At 60.4% G+C, this 24,633-nt stretch carries 25 protein-coding genes, 1 other RNA gene and 2 pseudogenes (1 of these 28 cut by a window edge); 19 read left to right on the forward strand and 9 right to left on the reverse strand.

Annotated elements, in window-relative coordinates:
* Positions 1–212: the 3' portion of a M23 family metallopeptidase gene (locus AC0L7L_RS14680; protein ID WP_272212753.1), read on the forward strand. It extends 1,681 nt beyond the left edge of the window; 212 of the gene's 1,893 nt are visible here — the last part of the coding sequence; its start codon lies beyond the left edge, outside the window; it ends in the stop codon at positions 210–212.
* Positions 213–338: 126 nt separating this feature from the next.
* On the opposite strand, the gene clpB is transcribed toward AC0L7L_RS14680, so the two are convergent.
* Entirely contained in the window at positions 339–2,945 is a 2,607-nt protein-coding gene (gene clpB, locus AC0L7L_RS14685; RefSeq protein WP_473509757.1) for an ATP-dependent chaperone ClpB, read from the reverse strand.
* Positions 2,946–3,135: 190 nt separating this feature from the next.
* Positions 3,136–3,762, reverse strand: a complete 627-nt coding sequence (locus tag AC0L7L_RS14690; protein ID WP_272212754.1) for a ribonuclease D — start codon at positions 3,760–3,762, stop codon at positions 3,136–3,138.
* Positions 3,763–3,938: 176 nt separating this feature from the next.
* Here AC0L7L_RS14690 and AC0L7L_RS14695 point away from each other — a divergent pair, with 176 nt between their 5' ends.
* The 7 genes from AC0L7L_RS14695 (at position 3,939) to AC0L7L_RS14725 (ending at position 10,506) form a co-directional block, all read left to right on the forward strand.
* Positions 3,939–4,319: a hypothetical protein gene (locus AC0L7L_RS14695; protein ID WP_272212755.1), complete on the forward strand. Its 381-nt coding sequence runs from the start codon at positions 3,939–3,941 to the stop codon at positions 4,317–4,319.
* Positions 4,294–4,959: a DedA family protein gene (locus AC0L7L_RS14700; protein ID WP_473509759.1), complete on the forward strand. Its 666-nt coding sequence runs from the start codon at positions 4,294–4,296 to the stop codon at positions 4,957–4,959. The genes AC0L7L_RS14695 and AC0L7L_RS14700 overlap by 26 nt, the downstream gene beginning before the upstream one ends.
* A gap of 129 nt (positions 4,960–5,088) precedes the next feature.
* On the forward strand, positions 5,089–6,843 hold the full coding sequence (locus AC0L7L_RS14705; protein WP_272212757.1) for an alkaline phosphatase: 1,755 nt from the start codon (positions 5,089–5,091) through the stop codon (positions 6,841–6,843).
* Between the two features lie 77 nt (positions 6,844–6,920).
* Complete coding sequence (locus tag AC0L7L_RS14710) at positions 6,921–7,388, forward strand: hypothetical protein (protein ID WP_473509762.1); 468 nt, start codon at positions 6,921–6,923, stop codon at positions 7,386–7,388.
* 37 nt (positions 7,389–7,425) lie between these two features.
* Positions 7,426–8,103, forward strand: a complete 678-nt coding sequence (locus AC0L7L_RS14715; protein ID WP_473509764.1) for an ABC transporter ATP-binding protein — start codon at positions 7,426–7,428, stop codon at positions 8,101–8,103.
* Positions 8,104–8,106: 3 nt separating this feature from the next.
* The gene (locus AC0L7L_RS14720) at positions 8,107–9,429 is read left to right on the forward strand and encodes an ABC transporter permease (protein ID WP_473509765.1); all 1,323 of its coding nucleotides are present in this window, start codon (positions 8,107–8,109) and stop codon (positions 9,427–9,429) included.
* 132 nt (positions 9,430–9,561) lie between these two features.
* Positions 9,562–10,506, forward strand: coding sequence for an AEC family transporter (locus tag AC0L7L_RS14725; RefSeq protein WP_272212761.1), 945 nt, complete (start codon positions 9,562–9,564; stop codon positions 10,504–10,506).
* Positions 10,507–10,553: 47 nt separating this feature from the next.
* Here the strand turns inward: AC0L7L_RS14725 and AC0L7L_RS14730 are convergent, their stop codons facing one another.
* Positions 10,554–11,321, reverse strand: a complete 768-nt coding sequence (locus AC0L7L_RS14730; protein WP_473509768.1) for a c-type cytochrome — start codon at positions 11,319–11,321, stop codon at positions 10,554–10,556.
* A gap of 157 nt (positions 11,322–11,478) precedes the next feature.
* On the opposite strand from AC0L7L_RS14730, the gene AC0L7L_RS14735 reads away from it, so the two are divergent.
* The 3 genes from AC0L7L_RS14735 (at position 11,479) to AC0L7L_RS14745 (ending at position 14,254) form a co-directional block, all read left to right on the forward strand.
* Positions 11,479–12,234 carry a 3-deoxy-manno-octulosonate cytidylyltransferase gene (locus AC0L7L_RS14735; RefSeq protein WP_272214250.1) on the forward strand — a complete coding sequence of 252 codons (756 nt, stop codon included), beginning with the start codon at positions 11,479–11,481 and terminating at the stop codon, positions 12,232–12,234.
* Positions 12,231–13,103, forward strand: a complete 873-nt coding sequence (locus AC0L7L_RS14740; RefSeq protein WP_272212763.1) for a prephenate dehydratase — start codon at positions 12,231–12,233, stop codon at positions 13,101–13,103. The genes AC0L7L_RS14735 and AC0L7L_RS14740 overlap by 4 nt, the downstream gene beginning before the upstream one ends.
* A gap of 152 nt (positions 13,104–13,255) precedes the next feature.
* On the forward strand, positions 13,256–14,254 hold the full coding sequence (locus tag AC0L7L_RS14745) for a lactate/malate family dehydrogenase (RefSeq protein WP_473509771.1): 999 nt from the start codon (positions 13,256–13,258) through the stop codon (positions 14,252–14,254).
* Between the two features lie 90 nt (positions 14,255–14,344).
* Here AC0L7L_RS14745 and AC0L7L_RS14750 read toward each other — a convergent pair whose 3' ends face one another.
* The 4 genes from AC0L7L_RS14750 to AC0L7L_RS14765 all read right to left on the reverse strand — a co-directional run bounded on the left by AC0L7L_RS14750 (position 14,345) and on the right by AC0L7L_RS14765 (position 16,836).
* Positions 14,345–14,713, reverse strand: a complete 369-nt coding sequence (locus AC0L7L_RS14750; protein WP_272212766.1) for a VOC family protein — start codon at positions 14,711–14,713, stop codon at positions 14,345–14,347.
* A gap of 68 nt (positions 14,714–14,781) precedes the next feature.
* Positions 14,782–15,468: a helix-turn-helix transcriptional regulator gene (locus AC0L7L_RS14755; RefSeq protein WP_272212767.1), complete on the reverse strand. Its 687-nt coding sequence runs from the start codon at positions 15,466–15,468 to the stop codon at positions 14,782–14,784.
* A gap of 4 nt (positions 15,469–15,472) precedes the next feature.
* A complete protein-coding gene (nudC, locus tag AC0L7L_RS14760; protein WP_473509774.1) occupies positions 15,473–16,426 on the reverse strand; it encodes an NAD(+) diphosphatase in 954 nt (317 codons plus the stop codon).
* Entirely contained in the window at positions 16,423–16,836 is a 414-nt protein-coding gene (locus tag AC0L7L_RS14765) for an HIT family protein (RefSeq protein ID WP_272212770.1), read from the reverse strand. Before AC0L7L_RS14765 ends, nudC begins: the two co-directional genes overlap by 4 nt.
* A 197-nt stretch (positions 16,837–17,033) precedes the next feature.
* Between AC0L7L_RS14765 and ffs the strand changes: the two genes are divergently transcribed.
* The 5 genes and pseudogenes from ffs (at position 17,034) to AC0L7L_RS14790 (ending at position 20,684) form a co-directional block, all read left to right on the forward strand.
* Positions 17,034–17,128: signal recognition particle sRNA small type (gene ffs / locus AC0L7L_RS14770), an RNA gene on the forward strand.
* A gap of 29 nt (positions 17,129–17,157) precedes the next feature.
* Positions 17,158–17,628, forward strand: a complete 471-nt coding sequence (locus AC0L7L_RS14775) for a YbaK/EbsC family protein (protein ID WP_272212771.1) — start codon at positions 17,158–17,160, stop codon at positions 17,626–17,628.
* A 153-nt stretch (positions 17,629–17,781) separates the two neighbouring features.
* A pseudogene (locus tag AC0L7L_RS14780) lies at positions 17,782–19,697 on the forward strand (DNA polymerase III subunit gamma/tau).
* 42 nt (positions 19,698–19,739) lie between these two features.
* A pseudogene (locus AC0L7L_RS14785) lies at positions 19,740–20,062 on the forward strand (YbaB/EbfC family nucleoid-associated protein).
* A 10-nt stretch (positions 20,063–20,072) separates the two neighbouring features.
* On the forward strand, positions 20,073–20,684 hold the full coding sequence (locus AC0L7L_RS14790; protein WP_272212774.1) for a LysE family translocator: 612 nt from the start codon (positions 20,073–20,075) through the stop codon (positions 20,682–20,684).
* Positions 20,685–20,691: 7 nt separating this feature from the next.
* On the opposite strand, the gene AC0L7L_RS14795 is transcribed toward AC0L7L_RS14790, so the two are convergent.
* Positions 20,692–21,312 (reverse strand): MOSC domain-containing protein, encoded by a 621-nt coding sequence (locus tag AC0L7L_RS14795; RefSeq protein WP_272212775.1) that lies wholly within the window; start codon positions 21,310–21,312, stop codon positions 20,692–20,694.
* A gap of 107 nt (positions 21,313–21,419) precedes the next feature.
* Here AC0L7L_RS14795 and recR point away from each other — a divergent pair, with 107 nt between their 5' ends.
* The 3 genes from recR (at position 21,420) to arsB (ending at position 24,107) form a co-directional block, all read left to right on the forward strand.
* Complete coding sequence (gene recR, locus AC0L7L_RS14800) at positions 21,420–22,025, forward strand: recombination mediator RecR (protein ID WP_272212776.1); 606 nt, start codon at positions 21,420–21,422, stop codon at positions 22,023–22,025.
* A 95-nt stretch (positions 22,026–22,120) separates the two neighbouring features.
* Positions 22,121–23,029 carry a metalloregulator ArsR/SmtB family transcription factor gene (locus AC0L7L_RS14805; RefSeq protein ID WP_473509778.1) on the forward strand — a complete coding sequence of 303 codons (909 nt, stop codon included), beginning with the start codon at positions 22,121–22,123 and terminating at the stop codon, positions 23,027–23,029.
* Position 23,030: 1 nt separating this feature from the next.
* A complete protein-coding gene (gene arsB, locus AC0L7L_RS14810) occupies positions 23,031–24,107 on the forward strand; it encodes an ACR3 family arsenite efflux transporter (RefSeq protein WP_473509780.1) in 1,077 nt (358 codons plus the stop codon).
* Here the strand turns inward: arsB and AC0L7L_RS14815 are convergent.
* Positions 24,074–24,625, reverse strand: a complete 552-nt coding sequence (locus tag AC0L7L_RS14815; protein ID WP_272212777.1) for a disulfide bond formation protein B — start codon at positions 24,623–24,625, stop codon at positions 24,074–24,076. The two genes, arsB and AC0L7L_RS14815, sit on opposite strands and share 34 nt — an antisense overlap.
* Positions 24,626–24,633 lie beyond the last annotated feature (8 nt).

Below are 24,633 nucleotides of genomic sequence, written 5' to 3' on the forward strand. Positions count from 1 at the left end.
ATGTCGGCGCAACCGGCCTGGTCACAGGTCCGCATCTACACTACGAGGTCATGGTCAATGGCACCAAGGTCGACCCGATGAAGATCCGCTTCCCGAATTCTGACGCGCTTGACGGGGCAAACCTCGCCCGTTTCGAATCCGAGCGCAAACGCATCGACGCCCTGCTCGGCAATGAAGGCGCGTCTCAGGTCGCGTCAAGCAGGGGCGGCTGACCGCTTTCAGCACAACTTATGGCCGGATACTCCATCCCGACATCGCAAGTCGAAATGAAAACACCCCCGCAACGATTGCGAGGGTTCATTCTTAGTCGGTTCGTCCGACGCCATAGCTGTGGTCGTTCAGGCGACGTCCCTCAAGGCCGCGGCACTGAGTGAAAACAGCAGCCGGTCAGACCCGGCGTCGACCTTGATATGGGCCCCGTCGGAAATCTCGCCGCCGAGGATCTTCTCGGCCAGCGGGTCCTGAACCGCCGTCTGGATCACGCGCTTCAGGGGGCGCGCGCCATAAGCTGGGTCGTAGCCCTTTTCAGCCAGCCAGTTTCGAGCACCCGGTGTCAAGTCGATCTCGATCTTGCGGTCCGAGAGCAGATTTTCGAGCCTGCCGAGCTGGATGTCGACAATCGCGCCCATATCGTCACGATGCAACCTGTTGAACAGGATGATATCGTCCACACGGTTCAGGAATTCGGGCCTGAACGATGCCCGAACCACGTCCATCACCTGATCGCGCGCCACCGAACTATCCTGATCATCGCCGAGCTGGGTCAGGAATTCCGACCCTAGGTTCGAGGTCATGATGATGATGGTGTTGCGGAAATCAACCGTGCGGCCCTGACCGTCCGTCAGCCGCCCGTCGTCAAGCACCTGCAGCAGCACATTGAAGACGTCCGGATGGGCCTTTTCGATCTCATCGAACAGAACCACCTGATACGGCCTACGCCGCACCGCTTCCGTCAGCAGCCCGCCCTCGTCATAGCCGACATAGCCGGGAGGCGCACCGATGAGGCGGGCAACGGAGTGCTTTTCCATATATTCCGACATGTCCATACGCACCATCGCCGTATCATCGTCGAACAGGAAACGGGCCAGCGATTTGGTCAGTTCGGTCTTGCCGACGCCGGTAGGGCCGAGGAAAATGAACGAGCCGATCGGCCGGTTCGGATCCTGCAATCCAGCCCGCGCTCGACGAACGGATCGGGAGACTGCCTGCACGGCATCGCCCTGACCGACAACCCAACGGGCCAGTTCATCTTCCATGCGCAGCAGCTTGTCACGCTCGCCTTCCAGCATCTTGTCGACAGGAATGCCGGTCCAGCGGGAGACCACCTGGGCGATGTTATCCGGCGTAACAACTTCCTGCAGGATCGAATCGGTCACTGTATTGTCCTCGGATTCGGCTTCCACCAGTTCCTTTTCCAGCTTCGGGATCGTGCCATAGGCCAGTTCGCCCGCCTTCTGGAACTCGCCACCGCGCTGGGCAATCGCAAGTTCGTTACGGGCTGCATCCAGCTGTTTCTTCAGATCCGCCGCCCGGTTGAGCTTGTTCTTCTCCGACTGCCAGCGGGCCGTCAGCGTATCGGCCTCTTCTTCCAACGAGGCAAGTTCGCCCTCAAGCTTTGAGAGACGGTCCTTCGACGCCGTGTCCGTTTCCTTCTTCAGAGCCTCGCGCTCAATCTTGAGCTGGATGATCCTGCGGTCGAGCTCATCCAACTCTTCCGGCTTGGAATCTATCTGCATGCGCACCCGGCTTGCCGCCTCGTCCATCAGGTCGATGGCCTTGTCCGGCAGGAAGCGGTCGGTGATGTAGCGGTTCGACAGTGTCGCGGCGGCCACAAGCGCGCTGTCGGAGATGCGCACCTGATGATGCTGTTCGTATTTCTCCTTCAGACCGCGCAGGATCGAGATGCTATCCTCCACCGTCGGCTCATCAACCATAACCGGCTGAAAGCGACGGGCAAGGGCGGCATCCTTTTCCACATGCTGGCGGTACTCATTGAGCGTGGTGGCGCCGACGCAATGCAGCTCACCGCGAGCCAGAGCAGGCTTCAAGAGGTTCGACGCATCCATCGCACCGTCGGCCTTGCCGGCACCGACAAGCGTGTGCATCTCGTCGATGAACAGGATGATATTGCCGTTTTCGGACTGCACCTCGTTCAGCACCGCCTTCAGCCGTTCTTCGAATTCACCACGATACTTCGCGCCTGCAATCAACGCCCCCATATCGAGCGCCATCAGCTTCTTGTTCTTCAGGCTCTCCGGCACATCACCGTCGACAATCCTGAGCGCCAGACCCTCGGCAATCGCGGTCTTGCCGACGCCGGGTTCACCGATCAGCACGGGGTTGTTCTTGGTCCGGCGCGACAGCACCTGAATGGTACGGCGAATCTCGTCGTCACGGCCGATCACCGGATCGAGCTTGCCGTCACGGGCGTCCGCCGTCAGGTCACGCGCATACTTCTTCAGCGCGTCATAGCCCTCCTCGGCGCTGGCGCTGTCGGCAGTGCGTCCCTTGCGGATTTCATTGATGGCTTCGTTCAGCCCGTTTGGCGTCACACCGGCGCCTTCGAGCGTCTTGGCCGTCGAGGCGGATTTTTCAATCACCAGCGCCAGAAGCAACCGTTCGACGGTGACAAAACTGTCGCCCGCCTTGTTCGCGGCCTCCTCGGCGGTTTTGAACACCTTGGCCAGCGGCTGGGAGAGATAAATCTGGCCGTTTCCGCCGGAAACCTTTGGCATTTTTGCAAGTGCCGCATCATTGGCAAGGCGCGCCTTCTTGGCATCGCCTCCTGCCCGCTCGATCAGCGAGGCAGCCATGCCCTGCTCGTCATCGAGCAGAACCTTCAGGATGTGCTCGGCACCGAATTGCTGGTGGCCTTCACCGAGAGCGTAAGTCTGTGCGGATTGCAGAAAACCGCGCACGCGTTCGGAGTATTTTTCGATATTCATGTCCTTGCCTCCATTCCTCGCCCTGCCCTTTTGAAGCGACGGGACGATGACCTAGAAAAGCCCCCTTTTTGCGGCAGGCTTTGATTGCGCGACTTTGGCGCCGCTCAAGGTCAGATATGGGTGCAGACATCAGGGCTTTAAAGAGGACCGACAGAGAATTTGTTGCTGATATGCAACACCGATTATTCCCTCAGCTATGGGCGAAAATATCGGTTTCTTCCCAGCCGAGAAGATCGAGCTTGGCCCGTGTCGGCAGGAAATCGAAGCAGGCCCCGGCCAGCGCCATCCGGTCTTCGCGCACCAGCCGCTCCATCAGCTTGTCGCGCAGGCCGTGAAGATAGAGAACATCCGAGGCGGCATAGGCGAGCTGGGCGTCTGAAAGCGTTTCCGCCGCCCAATCGGAGGATTGCTGTGCCTTTGAGACATCGACTTCCAGCATTTCGCGCAGATTATCCTTCAGCCCGTGGCGGTCGGTATAGGTCCGGGTCAGGCGAGAGGCGATCTTGGTACAGAACACGTTTTCGGTGGTCACCCCGAATGTGTAATAGAGCACGGCGATATCGAAGCGGCCGAAATGGAAAATCTTCTGGCGCGCCGGGTCTGCCATCATGGCCACCAGGTTCGGCGCGTCCTTCTGACCGGCAGCGATCTGAATGACGTCGGCTGTTCCGTCGCCCGGCGAGATCTGCACCACACACAGCCGGTCACGTCGCGGTATCAGACCAAGTGTTTCGGTATCGATGGCAATTGCACCGGTATAACGGGCGGCATCCTCGGCCGGAATGTCGTGTCTGTGGACTCGGATATTGTCGTTCATCCGTTATTCTCCGTGGGCTTTGTTCCTGCAATCAATTCGGGTCATAGCGGATCGTGGAAGAAGACGATAGAAGAAAAGCCGATACAGGCGGCAATTGACCGGTCACGACAGACGTTGTCGACAGGCAGCGAAATGGCTATCTGGGGACAGATTTTGGGCAGGCGAAAGGCAAAGCGATGATAGGCAGCAGGATCATGGCACCGGTCTGCGCGCTGTGGAAGCGGCATCGGGGTCTTTGCATAGCCTTCTTGGTCACCGCGTTGATCACGGTCGTGTTTGCCCTGCAATTCATCCTCTCGGTGTTCTACTGGCGCAACCCGGAGAACCGCAACCTTGAACTAAAGGGCTGGATGACACTCGGCCACGTCGCAATCGTTCATGACATCCCTTCATCGGAACTGGCCAAGGAACTGGACCTCACGCCCGACAGCCGATCCCGGCGGATGATGCTGCGGCAGATCGCCCGCATCAAGGGGCTTTCGTTCGACGAGTTGGAAGACGAGATCGCTGAAGCCCTCGATGATTACGAGGATGAAAAGGCCGATCACGATGAGTGAGCAGCTTCTGGCACTCCTGCCTGTCTACGGCGTGCCGGTCATCAGCCTGACCGTATTTCTGGCCTGTTGCGGCATCCCTTTGCCGACAGCGATGATCATGCTTTTCGGCGGTTCTCTGGTTGCGACCGGGGACCTGTCATTCTGGGTGATCTACCTTTCCTGCCTTGTGGCAGCCTCTTGCGGCGATCAGGTCGGCTTCTGGGCAGGACGTATCGGCGGAACCGGCTATGTCGAACGTTTTGCCGCGCGTGGACCGAAGCGACAACGCCTGGTGGACCGCGCCCGCGATTATCTTGAGCGCAGAGGCATTGTAGCAATCTTCTTCACGCGCTGGCTGCTGGCAATGATCGGCCCTTATATGAACCCGGTTGCAGGTGCCGCAGGCATGCGCTGGAGGCTGTTCATAACCGCCGCCGTCCCCGGCCAGATGCTCTACGTTCTGATTTACACTCTGCTCGGCTTTACCTTTTCCCACAATATCATTGCCGTGGCGCAGATCGTGGGCAATGCCAGCGGCTTTCTGGCGGCTGGCGTGGTGACGCTCGCGATCGGCTGGTACATCACCCGTGTTCTTCATTTTTCACTGAAGCGCCGCCGCAGGCGCTATCTGAAGCCGCGCGGTCGGCGCATACACCGCTAACGCGGAAGGCAACTGCGGCTCGCCCGTACACCGTCATCAAAACGCAGCGAAAACGTCATTCAAATGCAATGCCGCGGGACTATCGCGGATGCGCAGCTATTTTCTCACACTCTTTACAAAGAGGTTTCCATGCGCGCACGTCTCGCTCTTCTCGCCGCCGCAACCTGCCTTGCCGGCACGGCCCAGGCCGCCACCATCTATCCCCTCGACCGCGCCACCGTTCTGGTCGGCTCGCCATTCGACTTCAAGGTCGAACTCGATCAGGTTTATGACGCTGGTGACGTTGAAGTCACTGTAAACGGCGAAGCCTACGCCGATGTCTTCGGCTCCGAAGCCGAATTCGTCGCCGAGGAAAACGGCAAGGACGGCGTTGCCGGTTCCGCCATGATCCTGCGCGGTATTTCTCTCACCGAGGCCGGTGACTACGCCGTTGCCGTTAAGGCCGGCGACGAGACAAAGGACGTCACCTGGACCGTCTATGATACACCGGCGATGCCCAAGGCCAAGAACATCATCTTCTTCGTCGCAGACGGCATGTCCATGGGTCACCGCACGGCCGCCCGCATCATGTCCAAGGGCATGACCGAGGGCAAGGCCGATGGCCGTCTCAGCATGGACGGTCTCGATCATATGGCCACGATCGGCACCTCCTCGACCCATTCGATCGCCACTGACTCGGCCAACACCATGTCGGCCTACATGACCGGCCACAAGACCCGCGTCAACGCCCTCGGCGTCTATGCCGACCGCACGCCGAACAGCCAGGACGATCCCAAGGTCGAAACCATTGCCGAGGCGCTGCGCCGCCAGACCGGCAAGTCGATCGGCGTTGTCTCCACTGCTGAAATCGAAGACGCGACCCCGGCCGCCGTCGTTGCCCATACCCGCCTTCGCGCCGACAAGGCCGATATCGTCGGCATGTTCTACGACATCAAGCCGGAAGTCATTCTCGGCGGCGGTTCCGCCTACTTCCTGAAGTCTGACGTCGCCGGCTCCAAGCGCAAGGACGACAAAGACTACATCTCCATGTTCGAAGATGCCGGCTACACGGTCGTCACCAGCGCAGACGAACTGGATACGGCAGAAAAGCCGGAAGACGGCAAGCTGCTTGGCCTGTTCCACACCGGCAACATGGACACCAAGCTTGACCGTTCCTTCCTTAAGAAGGGCAGCGTCGAAAAGTTCCCGAACCAGCCCGGCCTCGTCGAAATGACCGATGCCGCCATCGAACAGCTTTCCAAGAACCCGGAAGGCTTTTTCCTGATGGTCGAGGCTGCTACAGTCGACAAGATGTCGCATCCGCTGGATTGGGACCGTGCCGTCGTGGACATGATCGAATTCGACCAGGCCATCGGCTCCGCCATGGAATGGATGAATTCCCATCCGGACACGATGATCGTCGTTACCGGCGACCATACCCATGGCTTCTCGGTTATCGGCACCGTCGATGATGAGGTTGACGCCGAGGAAATGCGCGACAAGGTTCTGACCTATGACGCTGCCGGCTTCCCGAACTACACGGACGACAACGGCGACGGCTACCCGGACAAGGTCGACGTCTCCCGTCGTCTGGCGATGTTCTCCAACAACTTCCCCGACTATTACGAGACCTTCCGCCCGAAGCTGGATGGCCCGTTCCAACCGGCGGTGAAGGACGAGAATGGCCGCTACGTTGCCAACGACGCCTACAAGGATGTTCCCGGCGCCGTTCTGCGCACCGGCAACCTGCCGCACAACGCCTCGACCGGTGTTCACGCCGTCGATGATGTTGTCCTGCAATCCACCGGCCCCGGCGCCGAAGGCTTCAAGGGCTATATGGAACAGTCCGACGTATACGGCGTACTGGCCGATACCTTCGCTCTCGGCACCAGCCAGAAGCAGTAGGTCTCGTTTTCGCTGAAACAGGATCGGGCAGGCTTGCCTGCCCGATCCTCTCCTGCAAAGGCATGGAGTGCATTATCGTGTCCGACGACAACCTCATCTCTCTTTCCCGCCGCAGCCTGCTGATCACGTTTGCCGCGCTTGGCGCTGCCGTGACCCTGCGCCCTGCCCATGCCGCCTCGGCCGAACTGGCATTCGACGAGCTTTACGGCAGCTTCAGCCCGCTGGGCCTGAAATTTTCCGGCAAGGTCAAGGAACTGACCGGCGAAAAGGTTTCAATCCGCGGCTTCATGGCACCGCCTTTGAAGGCCGAGGCACAGTTCTTTGTACTGTCTGAAATTCCGATGGCGCTTTGTCCGTTCTGCTCCTCGGATGCCGACTGGCCGGACAATATCGTCGTTGTCTACCTCGACCGGAAACAGACATTCGTGCAGCCGAACCAGATAATCGAGGTGACCGGTACGCTCGATACCGGCTCCTGGGTGGATCCACAAACCGGGTTTGTCAGCCAGCTGCGCCTGAAGGACGCGCGCTACAAGACCGTCTGAACGCCGCCCCCGCCGTGAAACCTGAAAGCCGCGCCCCATGCTCCCCCTTCGCATTGAAGATGTTTCCATCACCTTTCCCGGCCTCTCATCGCCAGTCCTGAACATCCCGTCTCTGGACATTGCGCCCGGCGAGAGCGTGGCAGTGACCGGACCTTCGGGCTCGGGCAAAAGCACATTCGTCAACATCGTCACGGGGTTGGAACGGCTGCAATCCGGTCATGCCCGCTGGGGCGATACCGATCTCGCAAACCTTGGCGAAGGCAGGCGTGACCGCTGGCGCGGCGAGAATATCGGGCTCGTGATGCAGGATTTCCACCTGTTTCCGGGGCTTTCAGCCTATGACAACGTGCTGCTGCCCGCGCGTCTGGCGCGTGCTGCCGATCCCCGTCGGCTTGCGCGGGCCAAGGCCCTGCTCGATCACGTCGGCATTCCCCGCCATCACCAGAAGATCGAGACCATGTCGCGCGGCGAAATGCAGCGCGTGGCGGTTGCCCGCGCTCTGTTGCGTGAACCGGCGATCATCATTGCCGACGAACCGACAGCGAGCCTCGACAGCGAGGCCGGCGCCATTGTCGGCAAACTGCTTGTCGAGCTGTCCCTCACCCTTGGCTGCACGCTGATTGTTGTTTCCCACGACGAACGCCTCGTCGCCCCCATGGCCCGCAGGATTTCGCTTTTGTCCGGCGCCATCGCCGCTGACGACAGGAAGGGCTGAGCCATGTTCCGCTTCATCTTCTCCGATCTCAAAAGGCTCTGGGCCGGATCGACCGTCATCGTGCTGCTGATCGCGCTTGCAACCGCACTTGGCGTCACCATCACGCTTCAGGAGCGCGCACTACGGCTCGGTTCTGCCCGGGCGTCCGAGAAATTCGACCTGGTGATCGGCGCCCCCGGCAGCGAAACGCAACTAGTGCTCTCCTCCGTCTTCCTGCAGCCCTCCGACCTTCCCCTGATGGATGGCGATGTGTTGCCCGCACTCAATGAAGACCCGCGCGTCGAATGGGCGGCGCCCATCGGCTTTGGCGACAGCTATGCCGGATATCCGATCGTGGGCACGACCACCGCACTCATCAAGACCACCGTGCCGGGCTTTTCCAAAGGCGGCATCTTCGACCACGAAAGCGAAGCCGTGGTTGGGTCGGCGGTCGATCTCGACGTCGGCGCTGAAATCAAGCCGATGCACGGTACGGCGGAGACCGGCGGCCACACGCACACCGAACTGGTCTATCACGTCTCCGGCAAGGCGGAGCCGACCGGAACGCCATGGGACCGCGCGATCCTGGTGCCGATCCAGGCGGTCTGGCATATCCATGGCCTCGGGCATGATCACGATGGTGAGCACGAGGATCACGACGATGAAGAGCATGTGACCGGCGCTGATGACCTTCATGACAGCCATGCGGCTGAAGAGGCGCATCATGACGACCACCACGATGAAGGCGGTCACGCGCATGGCGCCGATGCCGACACGCCACTGGACGAGCACTGGCACCAGGGTGAAACGCCCGGCCTGCCCGCTATTCTGGTCAAGCCGAAATCGATTGCCGATGCATACCGGCTGCGGCAGGAATACCGCGAGGCCGATGGCACGGTCGCGGTTTTCCCGGCCGAAGTCCTGACCCGACTCTACGCGACACTCGGCGACGCCCGCCAGGTGCTCACAGCCATTGCTGTCGGCGCGCAGATACTGGTCGCAGCAGCGCTGATGCTGGTGACCGTCATTCATGTTTCACAGCGGCGGCGGGAAATCGGGGCGCTGAGGGCCTTCGGTGCGCCACGCGGCGCGGTCTTCACCATCGTCTGGCTTGAACTATTCTCGCTCGTCGCGCTCGGTATCCTGATTGGCAATATTGCCGGTTTTGTCGCCGCACGCATGATCTCGCAATCTATCATGGCCGGCCGCGGGTTCGACATGCCGGTCGGCTTTGCTGCTTCGGATGCGACAGGCGCTGTGATACTGGTCGCTGCGGCGGCAATCCTCTCCGCGCTGCCCGCCTTTCTGGCCTACCGCCAGTCCCCGGCCGCAGCACTGAAGAGCTGAGCGCGACAAAGCGGAACCGAACGGCCGAGACTAAGCCGGTCAGGCTTGACACCCCCGGCGATGCGGAACATTTTCCGCCGCAGCGGCCCTCTATCATTCCCCATCCCGGCCGCCATTCCGCGAAAGCCTGAAATGCACGAGATCTTCAACAACGTCATCCCGATCTTCTCACTGATCCTGATCGGCTGGGCGGCAGTTCGTTTGCGCTACATGAGCGCCGATAATGCCGGGGTGCTGACCAGTTTTGTCTTCAAGATCGGGCTACCGCTGCTGCTGTTGCGCACGATTGCAAATGCCGATTTTAACAATACCGGGCCGGTCAAGATCTGGATTTCCTATTTTGGCGGCGTCGCGGTTGCCTGGACGGTGGCGGCACTTGTTTCGCGGCTGGTTTTCCATCGTGACCGGGCATCAGCCGTGATCATCGGCCTTTCCGGGACATTCTCCAACATCGCGTTGCTTGGTATTCCGCTTGTCAGCCATGTCGCCGGCGACGCAGCGCTTGTGGCGCTTTCTCTGGTACTTGCGATCCACATGCCGGTGATGATGGTGACTGCGAGCGTGCTGGTTGAACGGGCGAAAGCGCAGGAAGGTGGTGCGATCAGTAATCCGCTGAAGGTGTTCACCACCATCGGCTACAATCTTATCACAAGTCCGATCGTCATCGGGTTGGCCGCCGGCGCCATTATTCACCTTTTCGATATTCCGCTTGAAGGCCCAGTCGGCACCGTGGTCGAAATGCTTGCCAGCATGGCCGCTCCGGTTGCACTGGTCGCCATTGGCATGACCTTGACGCAATACAAGGTGGCCGGCAATGTCGGTCTGTTTTCGACGATCACCTTTATCAAACTGGTGCTGATGCCCGGCATCGTTTTCTTGATCGCCTCGGTGCTCGGCCTGCCACACTCGACAATCGCCGGTATCGTTCTGACCGCCGCAGCACCCTCCGGCGTCAACGCTTTCGTGTTGGCCAACCAGTTCGGCACGGGAAAGAACATCGCCGCGTCAACGATTACGCTGACAGCGGCGCTCGGTGTGGTGACGGTAAGTTTCTGGGTGCTGTTGCTCGGCTATTGAGCGAGAGACAAAAAAGGCGGGACCGATGCCCCGCCTGTCATGTCCGATTATTCGCTTTTTTCCGGCTGCTCGCTGTCGGCTGAGCCAGGCGGCGTCGCCTCGGCGCCAGCGGCTGGCGTAGCCGTCGTGCTCCCCGGGTCTGCAGGCCCTGCGCCAACATCGCCGGAAGCGCCGTCGGTTGCAGCAGGGGCAGCATTTTCACTGCCTGCCGCAGGCGCCGCAGCATCACCGGAACCGTCGCCCGCCGCCGCAGCCGTTTCATCCGGCGCCGGCGGTTCGGGGAAAGGCACCGGATTGTTTGACATCGTGCTGAGATAGGCAATCAGGTCAGCACGATCCTGATCATCCGAAAGTCCGGCAAAGCCCATCGCCGTTCCCGGCACGTCCTTCTTCGGCGCCTTGATGAAGACATCGAGGTTCTCATAGGTCCAGTGCTTCTCTCCGCCATCGGAAAAATCCTTCATCGCGGCCGAATAGGAGAAGCCTTCATGGCTGGCAATCGGGCGGTTCACGAGATCCCAGAGATTGGGGCCAACCTTGTTGGGGCCGCCCTCGGTGTCGGTGTGACAGGCCTGACAGCGCTTGAACACACGCTCCCCGGCTCCCGCGTCCGCGCTGGCCAGCAGGACGGAAATCGGCGTTTCTTCGACTTTTACCGGAGCGCCGCTTGCATCGGATTCAGGCACGGCAATGACATAGCCTTCCTTTTCCGGCAGCCTCGGGTCGAAAATCGCCTCGGATACGAACGATACCGTCATCAGCACGAATACCGTCCCCAACAGGGCCGCCAGGACCATATTGAGATTGAATTTCATTGCGTTGCCGCTCCCCTTCACCCGGCCTCTCTACCGGATCACCTTGCAATCTTGAAGAACCTATGTCTTTTGGTGCCGCGATGCAACGCTGCATCGGCACCTGAAACCGCTCCTCCTGATTGTGAGTGACAAATAAACGAAGAGCATGCAAGTGGCGATGAACAAAACCGACGAAACGATCGTCCTTATCCCGGCTCGCATGGCCTCGACCCGTCTTCCGGGCAAACCGCTGGCCGATATCGATGGCAAGCCGATGATCATCCATGTCGCCGATCGTGCCCGCGAATCGGGTATGGGCCGTGTCGTCGTCGCTGTTGATGATGCCGCCGTATACGAAGCGGTGGAGAAGGCCGGCTATGAGGTCGTCATGACCGGACGCCAGCACCAGTCGGGCTCGGACCGCATTTTTGAAGCCTTGAAAAAGGCCGACCCCGACAGGAAGGCGAAGACGATCATCAACGTCCAGGGTGATCTGCCGACGCTTGACCCGGCAACGATCCAGGCCTCGCTCAGGCCGCTGGAAAACCCCGACGTTGATATCGCCACGCTGGCCGTTGAGATCACCGATGAATACGAAAAGACCGCCTCTCAGGTGGTCAAAGTCGTTGGCGCGCCGACCGGCGCCTACCGGCTGCGCGCACTCTATTTCACCCGTGCCACGGCGCCCTGGGGTGAAGGGCCGCTTTACCACCATATCGGCCTCTATACCTATCGCCGTGCGGCGCTTGAGCGTTTCGTCTCGCTGCCGCGGTCTTTCCTTGAGGAGCGTGAAAAGCTCGAACAGCTCCGCGCCCTCGAGCATGGCATGCGGATCGATGTCGAGATCGTGAAGACCGTGCCACTTGGTGTCGACACCCCGGAAGATCTCGAAAAGGCGCGGGCGATACGAGAAGGCAAGGGTAAATCGTCATGATCATGAAAACCAATCGCATTTCGTTTCAGGGTGAGTTCGGCGCCAATTCCGACATGGCATGTCGCGACATGTATCCGGAGATGGAGCCGCTGCCCTGCAAGACCTTCGAGGATGCGTTTCTGGCGGTCGAAAACGGCGATGCCGATCTGGCGATGATTCCGATCGAGAACACGCTGGCCGGCCGCGTCGCCGATATTCATTACCAGTTGCCAGACTCCCGGTTATCGATCGTTGGCGAGTATTTCATGCCGATCCGGTTCCAGCTGATGGCGCTTCCCGGTGTTGCGCTTGACGAGATCAAGACAGTCCACAGCCATATCCATGCACTCGGCCAGTGCCGCAAGATCATCCGCCGCAACAAGTGGAACCCGGTGATTGCCGGTGATACCGCAGGCGCCGCAATCCTGGTGAAGGAAAAGGGCGACCGGACCATGGCCGCGCTGGCCCCACGCCTCGCCTCTTCGCTCTATGGGCTCGATATCCTGGCCGAGAACGTCGAGGATTCCGAAAGCAATATCACCCGTTTCGTCATTCTCTCCGACAGGGAAAAACGTGCGGAGCGAAATGGCCCGGACAAGACGATCGTCACCACATTCGTATTCAACGTGCGCAATATTCCGGCAGCGCTCTACAAGGCCATGGGCGGTTTCGCGACCAATGGTGTCAACATGACCAAGCTTGAAAGCTACCAGATCGGCGGCAAATTCGTCGCCACCCAGTTCTACGCCGATATCGAGGGCCATCCCGATGACCCGGCGGTGGCCCTCGCGCTGGAAGAGCTGGAGTTCTTCTCCGAAAAGGTCCGCATTCTAGGGGTTTATGAAGGCCACCCCATGCGCCGCCACCTTCAAGCGATGCCAGAGGCGTAGATATCTCCTGACGCCGGTCTTTTTTCGGAAAATGAAGCCTCATCTTTCAAAACGCATTGATGGCGTACCTGCCTGGGCATAAACGCCTCGGCAGGCGCAACGGCATGCGCCCTCAAAACCGCATGCGCTGCCGGAAAGATCGAGAGAGTATCATGAACAGGAACAAACTTGTGGTCGTCGGCGTCGGACATGTCGGCTCATACGTGCTTGCCGATGCCATCAAAACAGGCCTCTTCGCCGAAATCGGCCTGATAGACATCATGGAAAATGTCGCCCGTGGCGAAGCGCTCGACCAGGCGCAGGCGACCGCGCTCACCTATATGAACAATGTCGATGTGCGCTCCGGCGGCTATGAGCAATGCGCAGATGCAGACGTCATCGTCATCGCCGCCGGTCCGAGCGTGATCCCCGATCCTGACAACCCGAATGCAGAGCCCGACCGCGCCCTGCTGACCAGGACCAATTGTGAAGTCATCCGCGAGGTCATGGCCGGCATTGTGCCCTTCACGACGGAAGCCATCATCATTTTGATCACCAATCCGCTGGATACCATGGTCTATATCGCCGAAAATGAATTCGGCTATCCGGCGGGCCGCGTCTTCGGCACCGGCACCATGCTGGACTCTGCCCGGCTCCGCAAACTCGTCGCCGACACCTACGATGTCGATCCGAAATCTGTTTCCGGCTACATGATGGGCGAACATGGCAGCACCGCCTTTCCGGTCCTCAGCCATTTGACCGTCGGCGGTATCTCTTTTGATGCGCTCGATGGGTATCTCGTCCCGCGGGAAGACATTCAGGATCCCGATACGGTCAAGACACGGATCGTCTCAGCCGCCTACGAGGTTTTGAACGGCAAGGGCTGGACCAATGCCGGTGTCGCACAATCGGCGATCACCATGGCAAAGGCCGTACTGCTTGACGAACGCAGCATCTATCCGGCGTCGACCACGCTTCATGGTGAGTATGGCTATGACGGCGACGTCGCGCTCAGCATGCCCTGCATTATCGGCCGCGAGGGCGTCATTGCAAGACTGCCAGTCAGCCTGAACGCATGGGAAGCAGATAAACTCGCCGGTTCCGCAGCCTTCATCAAGGCCGCCATGCGCGATGCCAGGACTGGCCCCGAGGGGGCTGCGCGGGCCGAGTGATGTTGTCGCCGGCAGTGGGGTTCTGCCGGCGGTTTCTCGTGCTAGGGCGCAACCCGGCGCCCGGTCACGGTGACAGCGGAACTGCCTAGATTACTTGTCAGGTTCGCAGATGCGGATGCGATGGCCATCGGGATCGGCGATCACGAAAGTTGGCCCGAAAGAGGCAGTGACAAGCGGCTGCAGGATGGTGTAGCCATCAGCTTCCGCGCGCTCGAAAAATGTTGCAACGCCGCCATTTTCATCGGTCATGATGCCAACCTCCATGACACCAGGCCCGCCTTCGGCTTCAGGCTGTGCCGTGGATTTGCGCCACAGACCCAGCATCAGGCCACCCGGCATATGAAAGGCCGTAAAGCCAGGTGAGAGCGCGTTCGCCTTCTGGCCGAGAAGGCGTTCGTAGAATGCGCCGCTCTTTTCGGTATCTTCGACATAGAGCACGATGAGATTGATGGCCGACATGATGATCTCCTTTTCGTATTTCGATACGGAGAAGCACTAGACGGCACCGCTGACAGTTTCTGTCAGCATCATGCGCCCGGCAATTGCCGGCGCCATTCGGCAAGCAGCACGGCTCTGCGCCGTGGATAGCGCCGTGCAGTCTCGTTCATGGTCGCGATCCGGTCGGTGCGAAAATGGCGGAAATCTTTGCGCATCTCGCACCAGGCAACAACGATGCGCACCCTTTCGAAATAGGCAAGGCCGATGGGCCAGATGACGCGGGCCGTCACCTGATCGCGCTCGTCACGATAGTCGATTCTGAGAACCTGCTGTTCGCGGATCGCGCTTCTGAGTGCGGCGATATCGGCAGTCTCCTCAGACACAGCGCGCGGTCCGACGATCAATGCGGTCTCGTCTATGGTCTCAGACAGGCCCTGCGGCAACACCGCAGCGATTTTCGTCAGTGCCTGGCTTGCAGCGGAGGAGAGCTTCGGGTCACTGACCTTTTCGACCCAGCGGCTGCCGAGCACCAGCGCCTCTATTTCTTCCTGCGAGAACATCATCGGCGGCAGAAGAAAGCCGGGCTTGAGCACATAGCCAACGCCTGCCTCACCCTCGATCGCTGCCCCTTGCGCCCTGAGGCTTGCGATATCGCGGTAAAGCGTTCTGAGGCTGATGCCGAGCTCGCACGCCAGCTCACCACCAGAGACGGGATATCGCCTCGAGCGCAAGGCCTGTAAAAGCGCCAGCAATCGCTCGGAGCGCGAACCTGCCACGGGCTTACGACCAGTCGAGAAAGTCGCGCATCAGCCGGAAGGCAATGGCTCCTTCAGCTGGCGCATTGATCCCACCTTCATGCCGGCCTGCAACAATGGTTTCCAGTTCGTCGCGGGTAAACCAGCGGCAATCTTCCAGTTCATCATCGTCCCGACTGATATCGAAGCTTTCTGCTTTGGCAAAACAGGCCAGCATCAGCGAATAAGGCATCGGCCACGGCTGGGAGGCGTGATAGCGCACAGCCCCCACACGGACCGCTGTCTCCTCGAGTGTTTCACGCCTGACGGCATCCTCCATGGTCTCGCCCGGCTCCAGAAAGCCGGCCAGACAGGAATACCGCCCTTCCGGGAAGTTCGGATTGCGGCCCAGCAACACACGGTCTCGCTCCTCATCGACAACCAGCATGATCACCACCGGATCCGTGCGCGGAAACATCATGTGGCCGCAGGCGGTGCACTGCCGGCGAAAGCCACCGGCGGCGCCTTCGGCCTTTTGTCCGCAGCACCCGCAAAAGCGGTGATTGCGCCCCCAGGCATTGAGGCTGGTGGCCAGCGCCAGGGCCCCTTGCGTCTCTTCATCGAACAGCCCTTCGGAATAGACTGCCCTTGTGCTGGTCACCTTCAGATGAGCCGGCAGCGCTTCGGGGTCGACGCCAAGCTCGATCGAGAGCAACGGCATACCATTGGCATCATGGCCGAGAAGAACGGCGCTTTCCCGGTCGGGCGAAAGCTCCAAAATTTCGTAGCGGGCAAAATAGGGGTCAAGCACCTGTCGCTCATGCTTGACCAGGGGCCTTCCACCGGCAAAGGCGATGAACCGTGCGCCCGGCGTACGAGCGGCCGTGATCAGCGCATCATCCGCCCGGTGTTCGGAATCGCGAATGATCCTGCACCCCGCAAAGGCGGTCAGTGCGCTCGGGTCATCATGCGGCCCGGCCTTGTCGAAAATCGATGTCATAAACGGGTCATTGCCTCCGTTATCTTGTGCGCCAATGCGGTCATCTTTTCATCGCTACGCGGTTCAGCCGCGCCATAGCCCCAGATTGGCCCCGGCCAGTTGGCATCGCCCTCAAACCGGGCGACGACATGAACATGGAGCTGGCGCACGATGTTGCCGATGGCTGCAATATTAATTTTGTCCGCACCTGTCACCTCCTTCAGCGCCTTGGCGACTTCGTTGGTCTCAAAGGTCAGCATGGTCTGGTCGAGTGGCACAAGATCGAACACTTCGCTTGCGCCCGCCCGCTTAGGCACCAGCAGAAGCCATGGCCAGCGCTCGTCCCGCATCAGCCGAAGCTCAGAAAGCCCAAGAGATGCGACCAGTACGCTGTCCCCCTGCAAACGTTCATCAAGCTTGAATTCCTGCATGTTGCCCCCGTTTTTTGTTGAATACCGCCCCGGACTTCTGCCGTTTCTCCACCGTGCTCTATCCAGACATGTGTATCAAACAGACGCAAGGCTATAACCGCAAAAGCGTGGTGCAAAAGCGACCGGCCCGACATCCGTCGATATTTTTTGCGAGCCACGCTTGCAATCAATCCGCAAATTGACGATATCTGCGACCGGGAGGCTGGTGGTGGACGTGCCCCTCGCCAACCGGGTCAGGTCCGGAAGGAAGCAGCCCCAACGAGTTGTGCACGGGTCATCGTGCCGGTCTCCCACCCTCTCCTTATCCAACGGAGACGTCCAATGAGTATCGACAGCGTTCGCGCTCATCTGAGCGAGGCTGCCCCCGATATAGCGATCATCGAGACGGACCAAAGCAGTGCCACTGTGGAAGAGGCTGCCTCGGCCCATGACGTTGCGCCGGCGCAAATTGCCAAAACGCTTTCCTTTTCCGTCAAGGACGAGCGCTTTCTTCTCGTCGCCCGCGGCGATGCCCGCATCGACAACAAGAAAGCCAAGGCCGCGTTTGGCGGCAAGATCCGCATGCTGCCGCTTGATGATGTGGAGGCCATCACCGGCCATCCTGTTGGTGGCGTGTGCCCCTTTGGTCTGGCTCAGCCGATCACGATTTACTGCGATATAAGCCTGCAGGCATTCGAAGAAGTCTACCCGGCGGCAGGTGCGCGAAATGCCGCCGTGCGGATTGGGCCGGAACGCATGGCCGAAATCACCGGGGCCGCCTGGGTCGATGTCTGCCAGGAAACCACCGCTTGAGGCAGTCAGGCGCAGGCGATCAAAAATCCTGTGCATTTCTCGGCAAGCTCTGCCAAACTGCCGCCGCTTCCGTGACTCCTGCGACGGGTCTCGACTATCCTCGCGGTCTGCCAGCCGTTGAAGCCGGCCGGACAACAACCAATATGAGTGGCAATGGCCGACGACGCATCAGACATTGAGCCGAAGAACGACGCTGCAGACGGCGGCTATCGCGTTCTGGCGCGCAAATACCGCCCCAAGGACTTCTCCGACCTGATGGTCGGCCAGGAGCCGATGGTGCGAACGCTGACCAACGCATTCGAGACCGGGCGGATCGCGCAGGCCTATATGCTGACAGGCGTGCGTGGTGTCGGCAAGACGACGACGGCGCGCATTCTGGCACGCGGCCTCAATTACAAGACCGATACGGTAGACAAGCCGACGATCGACCTGAAGGAACTCGGCGAGCACTGCCAGGCGATCATGGACGGCCGTCATGTCGATGTAATCGAGATGGACGCCGCCTCGCATACCGGTATCGACGATATCCGCGAGATCATCGATCAGGTGCGTTACCGACCGTCGACGGCACGCTACAAGGTCTACATCATCGACGAAGTGCACATGCTTTCCACCCAGGCCTTCAACGGCCTGTTGAAGACGCTCGAAGAGCCGCCGGAACATGTGAAATTCATCTTCGCCACCACCGAGATCCGCAAGGTTCCGATCACGGTGCTGTCGCGCTGCCAGCGCTTTGACCTGCGCCGCATCCCCGCCGCCGATCTGGTACGGCTGTTCTCCACGATCTCCGCCAAGGAAGGCGTCGAGATCGAGGACGAGGCGCTGTCGATGATCGCGCGCGCAGCCGAAGGCTCCGCCCGTGACGGGCTATCCCTGCTTGACCAGGCGATCTCCCACGGCAACGGCCATGTCGAGGCATCCGCCGTTCGCGCCATGCTCGGCCTTGCCGACCGCACCCGGATCGTCGATCTCTTCGGTCATATCGTCAGCGGCAATGTAAAAGCGGCCCTGCAGGAGTTCCTGGCCCAATACGAGGCCGGCGCAAATCCGGTGGTCGTACTCAACGACCTTGCCGATTTCACCCATCTGGTGACGCGTCTGAAATATGTGCCGGGAGGCGCAGAAGACGTATCGCTGAGCGAGGTCGAGCGAGCGCGGGGTCAGGAGTTTGCCGAAGCCGTCGCGGTCTCAGCCCTTTCACGCATCTGGCAGATGCTGCTGAAAGGCATTCCGGAAACGGAAAATGCCGCCCGCCCCTACGGTGCAGCCGAGATGGTGCTGATCCGGCTGACGCATGCGGCCCACCTACCCTCGCCCGAGGATGCCGCGAGGCGGCTTCTGGCGCTGGAAAGCAGCGAGCCGCAAAGCCATCCCTCTCGTCCATCGGCATCGCCCCAGGGCGGAGGCACGAGTGGCGGCGCGAGCGCCCGCGCGGGCTCGGCTCAGGCAACGCAAGCCTCCCCTTCCCGGCCATCGGCGACGGTCACCATGCTGCGCCCGCAGGCCTCCGAGACCCTCAGCCTGACCCCGCAGAGACCACACCGGCCGAAGAGGCACCGCAGCCCGAGCCGGCAACGGCCAGCGCGCAGGAACCGCCGAAGACATCCGCGATCAAGTCGCTGCAGGACATTACCGACCTTTGTTCCAAGCACCGCGCGCCGCTGATCCGCGCCCAGATCCGTAATTTTGTGCGGCTGGTACGCCTTGAGCCGGGCCGGCTCGAGGTCAATCTGCAGGACGGTGCCTCGCAGACCTTCCTCAACGAACTCGGAACCAAGCTGCGCGAATGGACCGGCGAAAGCTGGTTCGTCAGCCTCAGCCGCGAGCAGGGCGAAGCAACACTTGTGGAAGCGGAAAACGCCGTCCGCGAAAAGCTTTTCCGGGATGCCCGCGAGGACCCCGAGATTGCCTCGATCCTGAAATTCTTCCCCGGTGCGAAGATCACCGATGTGCGCGTGCGGGCGGAAGAAAACGAAAGCACCGAGAACGAATCCGGCCCAGACGGCGCACCCGATGCCGCCGTCAACGAGGATGGCGATGTTCTTCCCGAAGACGATCTCGACAACTGACACCCAACCAGACACATTTGAACAGAGAATGAGGAGAAGACCATGCGCGACCTGATGGGCATGATGGGCAAGATGAAGGAAATGCAGGCCAAGATGGAGCAGCTGCAGCAGGATATTGCAGCCGTTGAGGTCGACGGCGTTTCCGGCGGCGGCATGGTCAATGTCAAGATGACCGGCAAGGGTGAGATGATCTCCATCAAGATCGACCCGACGCTCTTGTCCGGGGATGATGCGGAGATGCTGGAAGACCTGATCGTCGCCGCCCACCGCGACGCCAAGGACCGCGCCGAGCAGAAGGCCGAGGACATGACCAAGGAAATCACCGCCGGGCTGCCGATCCCCCTGGCATGAAGCTGCCGTTCTAGGATTGCAGCCATGACGCTCGGCGCGCTCGCCCTTTTCGCCATCACGCTGTTCGTGGCCGCCGGTTCGCCGGGGCCGAGCGTGGCCGCCCTTGTCGCCCGGGTTCTGGCACGCGGGCACCGCGATGTGCTGCCGTTTCTGGCGGCAATGTGGCTGGGCGAGGCGTTGTGGCTGATGCTTGCCGTGTTTGGGCTGGTGGCGGTCGCCTCCAGCTTCCACGGTGTGTTCGTCGCGATCAAATGGGCCGGTGTTGCCTATCTTGTGTACCTGGCCTGGAAGATGTGGACGGCCGACCCGGCGGCGAACGGTGAAGAATTGCCAAGCGCGGGCTCAGGCTGGAAGATGTTCCTGACCGGCATGAGCGTCACCCTCGGCAATCCGAAAATCATGATGTTTTACGTCGCGCTTTTGCCGACGATCATCGATCTCGGCAGCGTCACCCTTCTGGGCTGGCTCGAACTGACGGCGACGCTTTTGATCGTCCTCGCCATTGTCGATCTCTCCTGGGTGTTCATGGCGTCGAAGGCACGCAGACTGCTCAAGAGCCCGCGCGCGATGAAAATCGCAAACCGCCTCAGCGCCGGTATGATCGGCGGCGCAGCAGTGGCGATTGCCACGCGATAGGTCGGGTTCAGTCCGATTGTCCTTCCAGTTCCCTGCGCAGCTTCCAGTGGACGGGCGCCGCCAGATAGCGCGCCCTGTCCTCCGGTGCGAGCTTCCTGCCAAAATTCACCATCATCTCCGGGAGTGGCACGCGGGCACCCTCAAACCGACGGTATTCTACAGCACGGCCGTCGGCGATCTCGCCCGCCGTGATGACCCGGCAATAGACGCCCGGACGGGCGGCCTGCCAGTAGCGCTTGACGAATTTCGGGTCGTCCATGCGCCTTGCGAAGGTATTGCAGGGAATGCGGCACGAGGTAACCTCGAGCACCAAATCGCCAATGATGAATCGATCGCCGACGATGACCTCGCGGTTATCGAGCCCTTCGACCACGAGATTTTCGCCGAACATCCCGGGCTGGTAAGGAAAACCGAGCTCTTTCTCCCACCAGTCGAGCGAGATCGAGCCTTCCAGATAGACGGATTGATCAACGCCGCCATGATTTTCTCGGTCGCCGATATGATCCCCCACGATCCCTTCCGTTCCGACCCGGACGAGGCCGGCAACCGGGCGCTTGAAAATACCGGTGCTATGGCTGACACCGTCAGTCACCTCCGGTGCACCGATACAGAGAGCCGCTATTTTCATGATGTCCTCTCTTCCGGCGGAATTGTCGCTTCGAACGGTATCGTTGTCAAAGACGACGGCCGCAAAAACGGATTCCGTTTTGGCAGCCGATGCGTTAGTGGAGGGATATGGTAAAACGAGTCACCGGTCCCGAAATCGAAAAACTGATCCAGCTTCTGGCGAAAGTACCGGGGCTGGGCCCGCGTTCTGCGCGGCGTGCGGCGCTGCACCTGATAAAGAAGCGCGACCAGTTGATGGGGCCGCTTTCTGGTGCCATGCAGGATGCCTATGACAAGGTGAAGATCTGCTCGACCTGCGGCAATGTCGATACCGCAGATCCGTGCACGATCTGCACAGATCCAACGCGGGACCAGAGCCTCGTGATCGTGGTCGAAGATGTCGGCGATCTGTGGGCACTGGAACGCGCGGCAGCACTCAACGCCGCCTATCACGTCCTCGGCGGCACGCTGTCGCCGCTTGATGGCGTCGGGCCGGATGACCTCACCATCGCCGCCCTTGTCGACCGGGTGAAGACTGGCGAGGTCAAGGAGCTGATCATCGCCGTCAATGCCACGATCGAGGGTCAGGCAACCGCCCACTACATCACCGACCAGCTCGAGGGCATGGATATCAAGGTCACCCGTCTGGCCCACGGCGTGCCGGTCGGCGGCGAACTCGATTATCTCGATGAGGGTACGCTGGTGGCCGCTCTGAGGTCACGTACCAGTCTTTAGACCCTCGGCTCTTTGCCCCCTTGAACAGATGAACTGGCAGCAAGCGACCCACAGAAACAGATTGACTCCATATTTATATCCATTATTCTGGATATATGGATAATACAGAAACAATCGCCGTGCTCGCCGCCCTTGCCCAGCCCTCCCGGCTTCAGGCCTTCCGCCTGCTTGTTGAAGCGGAGCCAGACGGCGTTGCCGCCGGCGAACTCGCCCGCCGGCTTGAGATACCGCAGAACACCATGTCGGCCCACCTCAACACACTGACGCATGCTGGCATTGTCACAGGAGCGCGACAGGGACGGTCTATCATCTATCGCGCGGACCTCGAAAAACTGCGCTCGGCCATGCTCTTCCTGTTGCGCGATTGCTGCGGAGGAAATGCGGACCTGTGTGCGCCATTGATCGCAGACCTAACACCATGTTGTGAAAACCCCGGCGACCAAACGCACGGGCTCATCAACCGGGAGACACCCACTATGACCGACAAGACCTATAATGTCCTGTTTCTTTGCACGGGTAATTCCGCCCGCTCGATTCTGGCAGAAGCGATCCTCAACGGAGAAGGGAATGGTCGCTTCCGTGCCTTTTCCGCCGGGAGCCACCCGAAGGGTGCCCTGCATCCGCTTGCATTGGAAACGCTTAAGGATAGGGGCTATCGCTCCGAGGGGTTCCGCTCCAAGAGCTGGGATGAGTTCAGCAGGCCCGGAGCACCTGAAATCGATTTCATCATCACTGTCTGCGACGACGCGGCGGGTGAAGCCTGCCCGATCATGCGCGGACCTGGAAAGCGCGCTCATTGGGGGGTTGAAGATCCCAGTTATGTCGAGGGTACGGAGGAGGAAAAGCGCCAGGCCTTTGCCCAGACGGCCACCTACCTCAAAAGCCGTATCATGGCCTTCATCAATTTGCATAATGCCGCGGTCCAGGCTGAGGACTTCGATACAAAGCTGAGAGAAATCGGCGCCATGGATGGCGCGACCGAAACAGCCCGGAAGGCAGACTGAAATGTCCACATTCGAACGATATCTGACCCTGTGGGTGGCGCTGTGCATCGTCGCCGGTATCGCGCTCGGCCATTTTTTCCCGTCCGTGTTCGTGGCGATCGGCGCACTTGAGATCGCCCGCGTCAACCTGCCGGTCGCCGTGCTCATCTGGCTGATGATCATCCCGATGTTGCTACGCATCGATTTTTCCGCTCTTACAGAGGTCGGCCGCCACTGGCGCGGCATCAGCGTCACGCTGTTCGTCAACTGGGCGGTGAAACCATTTTCGATGGCGCTGCTCGGCTGGCTGTTCATCGGCTGGCTGTTCCGGCCGCTGCTGCCGGCAGACCAGATCGATTCCTATATCGCCGGCCTCATCATTCTGGCTGCCGCCCCCTGCACTGCCATGGTGTTCGTGTGGTCGAACCTGACCAAGGGCGAGCCGCATTTCACGCTGTCACAGGTCGCGCTTAACGACACCATCATGATTGTTGCCTTCGCGCCGATCGTCGCACTGCTGCTCGGCCTTTCCGCCATCACAGTGCCGTGGTCGACGCTGGTGCTTTCGGTCGCGCTTTACATCGTCATTCCGGTGATCATTTCACAAATCATCCGCAAGAGCCTGATCAGGAACGGTTCTACGACAAGACTCGAGGCGTTGCTGGCAAAAATCCAGCCCGTTTCTCTAGTGGCACTGCTGGCCACGCTGGTGCTGCTGTTTTCGTTTCAGGGCGAGCAGATCCTGGCCCAGCCGATGATCATCGCGCTTCTGGCGGTTCCGATCCTGATCCAGGTTTATTTCAATTCAGGACTCGCCTACGTCCTCAACCGTGCATCCGGCGAGGAGCACTGCGTCGCAGGCCCCTCCGCCCTGATCGGCGCGTCCAATTTCTTCGAACTGGCCGTCGCCGCCGCCATCAGCCTGTTTGGGTTCAATTCCGGTGCGGCACTGGCAACAGTTGTCGGTGTGCTGATCGAGGTGCCGGTAATGCTGTCGGTGGTTGCTATCGTCAACCGCAGCAAGGGCTGGTACGAAGCCGGCCCAGCCGTTTCCCGCAATGCCGCTCAGCGCCCCAAAAGCGAATCGAGCGCTTCGTAGCTGACCGGATTGTCCGGGCACAGTCCGCCGCCGCATTCGGCAAGCGTCGAAACACCGTTTCCGAGCGTCATCACCGCAAACAGGGCAACGGCAATCAGGCCGAGCCCACCGCGGCGCACCCGCTCGGACGCGCGTGAAGGGCCAAGAACAAGCATCACGCCGGTACCTAGCACCACGGCTGCAAACAGGAAGAACGCCCAGCTGTAAAAATGCATACCCAGGAACGGCGCGCCATAGCCACCGGTTCCGGGAACCACATGCAGCGCGACCTGTCGGAGCGCCGCCGCGCCGCCGGCCAGCGCGCCAAGAAGCATCACACCATAGTGACGGGCATCCACGCCGAGCAGCACATTGAGCGCCAGCCCGGTTCCGACAATGACGAAGCCAGCGCGTTGCAGCAGACAAAGCGGGCATGGCAGCTCACCATTGGCGAACTGGTCGTAAAACGCGAACAGAAGCACGAAGGAAATGGCAAGAAGCGCCAGCACATTAAGAAGATGGGCAATACGGACAGGCATGGATCACC

It is taken from the genome of Martelella sp. K41-7 (genome assembly GCF_055808365.1).

Coding starts and splice junctions, on each gene's coding strand:
- AC0L7L_RS14730 (WP_473509768.1), bottom strand. CDS start 11,321: ATGAAATTCAATCTCAATATGGTCCTGGCGGCCCTGTTGGGGACGGTA.
- AC0L7L_RS14805 (WP_473509778.1), top strand. CDS start 22,121: ATGGATAATACAGAAACAATCGCCGTGCTCGCCGCCCTTGCCCAGCCC.
- recR (WP_272212776.1), top strand. CDS start 21,420: ATGGTAAAACGAGTCACCGGTCCCGAAATCGAAAAACTGATCCAGCTT.
- nudC (WP_473509774.1), bottom strand. CDS start 16,426: ATGACATCGATTTTCGACAAGGCCGGGCCGCATGATGACCCGAGCGCA.
- AC0L7L_RS14745 (WP_473509771.1), top strand. CDS start 13,256: ATGAACAGGAACAAACTTGTGGTCGTCGGCGTCGGACATGTCGGCTCA.
- AC0L7L_RS14725 (WP_272212761.1), top strand. CDS start 9,562: ATGCACGAGATCTTCAACAACGTCATCCCGATCTTCTCACTGATCCTG.
- AC0L7L_RS14775 (WP_272212771.1), top strand. CDS start 17,158: ATGAGTATCGACAGCGTTCGCGCTCATCTGAGCGAGGCTGCCCCCGAT.
- clpB (WP_473509757.1), bottom strand. CDS start 2,945: ATGAATATCGAAAAATACTCCGAACGCGTGCGCGGTTTTCTGCAATCC.
- arsB (WP_473509780.1), top strand. CDS start 23,031: ATGTCCACATTCGAACGATATCTGACCCTGTGGGTGGCGCTGTGCATC.
- AC0L7L_RS14790 (WP_272212774.1), top strand. CDS start 20,073: ATGACGCTCGGCGCGCTCGCCCTTTTCGCCATCACGCTGTTCGTGGCC.
- AC0L7L_RS14795 (WP_272212775.1), bottom strand. CDS start 21,312: ATGAAAATAGCGGCTCTCTGTATCGGTGCACCGGAGGTGACTGACGGT.
- AC0L7L_RS14690 (WP_272212754.1), bottom strand. CDS start 3,762: ATGAACGACAATATCCGAGTCCACAGACACGACATTCCGGCCGAGGAT.
- AC0L7L_RS14740 (WP_272212763.1), top strand. CDS start 12,231: ATGATCATGAAAACCAATCGCATTTCGTTTCAGGGTGAGTTCGGCGCC.
- AC0L7L_RS14700 (WP_473509759.1), top strand. CDS start 4,294: ATGAAAAGGCCGATCACGATGAGTGAGCAGCTTCTGGCACTCCTGCCT.
- AC0L7L_RS14715 (WP_473509764.1), top strand. CDS start 7,426: ATGCTCCCCCTTCGCATTGAAGATGTTTCCATCACCTTTCCCGGCCTC.
- AC0L7L_RS14695 (WP_272212755.1), top strand. CDS start 3,939: ATGATAGGCAGCAGGATCATGGCACCGGTCTGCGCGCTGTGGAAGCGG.
- AC0L7L_RS14705 (WP_272212757.1), top strand. CDS start 5,089: ATGCGCGCACGTCTCGCTCTTCTCGCCGCCGCAACCTGCCTTGCCGGC.
- AC0L7L_RS14735 (WP_272214250.1), top strand. CDS start 11,479: ATGAACAAAACCGACGAAACGATCGTCCTTATCCCGGCTCGCATGGCC.
- AC0L7L_RS14720 (WP_473509765.1), top strand. CDS start 8,107: ATGTTCCGCTTCATCTTCTCCGATCTCAAAAGGCTCTGGGCCGGATCG.
- AC0L7L_RS14750 (WP_272212766.1), bottom strand. CDS start 14,713: ATGTCGGCCATCAATCTCATCGTGCTCTATGTCGAAGATACCGAAAAG.
- AC0L7L_RS14815 (WP_272212777.1), bottom strand. CDS start 24,625: ATGCCTGTCCGTATTGCCCATCTTCTTAATGTGCTGGCGCTTCTTGCC.
- AC0L7L_RS14765 (WP_272212770.1), bottom strand. CDS start 16,836: ATGCAGGAATTCAAGCTTGATGAACGTTTGCAGGGGGACAGCGTACTG.